Annotated in this window: 4 protein-coding genes; all 4 read left to right on the top strand. The window is 69.9% G+C overall.

The genetic code is table 11. The features are described 5' to 3' along the window. Positions 1 to 1075, top strand: a 1075-nt coding sequence (gene dop, locus Q8814_RS25330; RefSeq protein ID WP_330154710.1) for a depupylase/deamidase Dop, incomplete at its 5' end; no start/stop codon positions are given. A gap of 125 nt (positions 1076 to 1200) precedes the next feature. Further along, positions 1201 to 1392, top strand: a complete 192-nt coding sequence (locus tag Q8814_RS25325; RefSeq protein WP_330154709.1) for a ubiquitin-like protein Pup — start codon at positions 1201 to 1203, stop codon at positions 1390 to 1392. Continuing rightward, positions 1389 to 2243 (top strand): proteasome subunit beta, encoded by an 855-nt coding sequence (gene prcB / locus Q8814_RS25320; RefSeq protein WP_330154708.1) that lies wholly within the window; start codon positions 1389 to 1391, stop codon positions 2241 to 2243. The genes Q8814_RS25325 and prcB overlap by 4 nt, the downstream gene beginning before the upstream one ends. After that, positions 2240 to 3034 carry a proteasome subunit alpha gene (gene prcA, locus Q8814_RS25315; protein ID WP_330154707.1) on the top strand — a complete coding sequence of 265 codons (795 nt, stop codon included), beginning with the start codon at positions 2240 to 2242 and terminating at the stop codon, positions 3032 to 3034. Before prcB ends, prcA begins: the two co-directional genes overlap by 4 nt. Positions 3035 to 3075 lie beyond the last annotated feature (41 nt).

The following is a 3075-nucleotide window of genomic DNA, read 5'->3' as shown; positions in this document are numbered from 1 at the left end:
GGTGGACAACCACACCGCCGACGGCAAGGGCGCCTCCTACGGCACCCACGAGAACTATCTGATGGCCCGGGAGACCCCGTTCTCGTCGGTGGTGGCCGGCCTGACCCCGTTCTTCGCGTCCCGGCAGGTGATCTGCGGGTCCGGACGGGTCGGGATCGGGCAGAACGGCGACGAGCCGGGCTTCCAGCTCTCGCAGCGCGCCGACTACATCGAGGTCGAGGTGGGCCTCGAGACCACCCTCAAGCGCGGCATCATCAACACCCGCGACGAACCGCACGCCGACGCCGACAAGTACCGGCGGCTGCACGTGATCATCGGGGATGCGAACCTCGCGGAGATGTCGACGTATCTCAAGGTCGGCACGACCGCGCTGGTACTCGACCTGATCGAGGCGGGGGTGGAACTGTCGGATCTGCAGCTGGCCCGCCCGGTCACCGCCGTGCACCACATCAGCCACGACCCGACGCTGCGCCGCACCGTCGCCCTCGTCGACGGCCGGGAGTTGACGGGGCTGGCGTTGCAGCGGATCTATCACGAGCGGGCCGCGCGGTTCCACGACGGCACCGAGGACAAGCGGGTCCTGGACATTCTCGACAAGTGGGCGATGGTGCTCGACCTGCTCGAGCGGGACCCGATGGAGTGCGCGGACCTGCTCGACTGGCCGGCGAAACTGCGGCTGCTCGAGGGCTTCCGGCAGCGGGAGAACCTGGCCTGGTCGGCGCCGCGGCTGCATCTGGTGGACCTGCAGTACTCGGATGTGCGGCTCGACAAGGGCCTCTACAACCGGCTGGTGGCCCGCGGGTCGATGCAGCGGCTGGTGTCCGAGCAGCAGGTGCTCGAGGCGGTGCACACCCCCCCGACGGACACCCGCGCCTATTTCCGGGGCGAATGCCTGCGCCGGTTCGGGGCCGATATCGCCGCGGCCAGCTGGGATTCGGTGATTTTCGATCTCGGTGGGGAGTCGCTGGTGCGGATCCCGACGCTCGAGCCGCTGCGCGGCAGCCGCGCGCACGTCGGGGAGTTGCTGGACTCGGTGCAGTCCGCGGCCGAACTCGTCGATCAGCTCACACGCTGAGCGTCTCGTCGTGTCGCCGCGCGCAACGGGGCGCGCTCGGTAGGGTGGAAGCCTGATGTTGTGGTGGCCGTACCGGTCGTCGACCGGGTTCGGGTGCCACCGAGAGCAGGAGGAGGTCGGCGGCTATGGCGCAAGAGCAGACCACACGCGGTGGCGGCGGAGACGACGACGAGGTCGTCGGCGAGGCCGGTGCCGGTCAGGAGCGCCGCGAGAAGCTCGGCTCGGAAACCGACGATCTGCTCGACGAGATCGACGACGTGCTCGAGGAGAACGCGGAGGACTTCGTCCGTGCCTATGTCCAGAAAGGTGGCCAGTGACAGCGGATCGGTCCTCACTTCCCTACCGCGAGGTGCAGCCACGGCTGCACCTCGCGTCGCCCCTGTCGTCGTTCTCCGATCATCTGCGGGCGCACGCGCCCGAGTTGCTGCCCGAACACCGGTTCGCGTCCGAGCGCGGCAACCACACCGAGCTGGCGCCGCACGGCACCACCATCGTCGCGGTGACCTTCGACGGCGGCGTGCTCCTGGCCGGGGACCGGCGCGCCACGATGGGCAACGTCATCGCCTCGCGTGATGTGGAGAAGGTGTTCATCACCGACAGCTATTCGGCCGCCGGGATCGCCGGCACGGCCGGACTGGCGATCGAGCTGGTGCGGCTGTTCGCGGTCGAACTCGAGCACTACGAGAAGATCGAGGGGGTATCGCTGACCTTCGACGGCAAGGCCAACCGGCTCTCGTCGATGGTGCGCGGCAACCTGGGTGCGGCGATGCAGGGCCTGGCCGTGGTGCCGTTGCTCGTCGGATTCGATCTCGATGCCGGCGATCCGCGCCGCGCGGGCCGGATCGTGTCGTTCGATGTGGTCGGTGGCCGCTACGAGGAACGCGCCGGGTATCACGCGGTCGGGTCCGGGTCGTTGTTCGCCCGCTCGGCGCTGAAGAAGCTCTACCGCGCCGACGCCGACGAGCAGACCGCGTTGCGCAGCGCGGTCGAGTCGCTGTACGACGCGGCCGACGACGACACCGCGACCGGCGGCCCGGACACCACCCGCGGGATCTATCCGACCGCGGTGGTGATCACCGCGGCCGGGGCGGTGGCGGTGGCCGAGGAAACGTTGTCCGAGCTGGCCCGAACCATCGTGGCCGACCGCACCGCCGGAGGTGGCCAGTGACGATGCCGTATTACGCGTCCGCCGAGCAGATCATGCGCGATCGCTCGGAGCTCGCCCGCAAGGGCATCGCCCGGGGACGCAGTGTGATCGCGTTGATCTACGCGGACGGGGTGCTGTTCGTCGCGGAGAACCCGTCGAAGGCGTTGCACAAGATCAGTGAACTGTACGACCGGCTCGGGTTCGCCGCGGTCGGCAAGTACAACGAGTTCGAGAATCTGCGGCGGGCCGGCATCATGCACGCCGACATGCGCGGCTATTCGTACGATCGGCGGGATGTGACCGGCCGGGCGTTGGCCAACGCGTACGCGCAGACGCTGGGCACGATCTTCACCGACCAGCCGAAACCGTACGAGGTGGAGATCTGTGTGGCCGAGGTGGGGCCCGCCGGCACCGAGGACACCGCGCAGCTGTACCGCATCACCTACGACGGGTCGATCGTCGACGAACCCCGGTTCGTGGTGATGGGCGGCAACACCGAACCGATCCTGACCGCGTTGCGGGAGTCGTATCGTGCGGGCCTGGAGTTGTCCGCGGCGATCGAGGTGGCGGTCACGGCCCTGCAGCAGGGCCCGACCGGGGCCGCCGACGCCGGTCCGCGCATGCTCGGCCGGGGCGAGCTCGAGGTCGCGGTCCTCGAGCGGACCCGCCCGCGCCGCGCGTTCCGCCGCATCACCGGGGCCGCGCTCGACGCGTTGCTGCCCGCCGCGGTCGCCGGTGCGGACACCGCGGGCACGGGGCCGGAGTCGGCCGAGCCCGGATCGTCCGCGGGGACGGAGCCGGGCACGTCCTGACCCCACGCCGCACCGCTCGATGTCGACGGCACCGCACCCTC

The sequence above is a fragment of the Rhodococcus chondri genome (assembly GCF_036327435.1).
In the GTDB taxonomy this organism is placed as follows: Bacteria; Actinomycetota; Actinomycetes; order Mycobacteriales; family Mycobacteriaceae; genus Rhodococcus; species Rhodococcus chondri.
Note: the sequence above shows the minus strand (reverse complement) of the source record. Positions and strands in the feature narration are given on the sequence as shown.

Coding starts and splice junctions, on each gene's coding strand:
- Q8814_RS25325 (WP_330154709.1), top strand. CDS start 1,201: ATGGCGCAAGAGCAGACCACACGCGGTGGCGGCGGAGACGACGACGAG.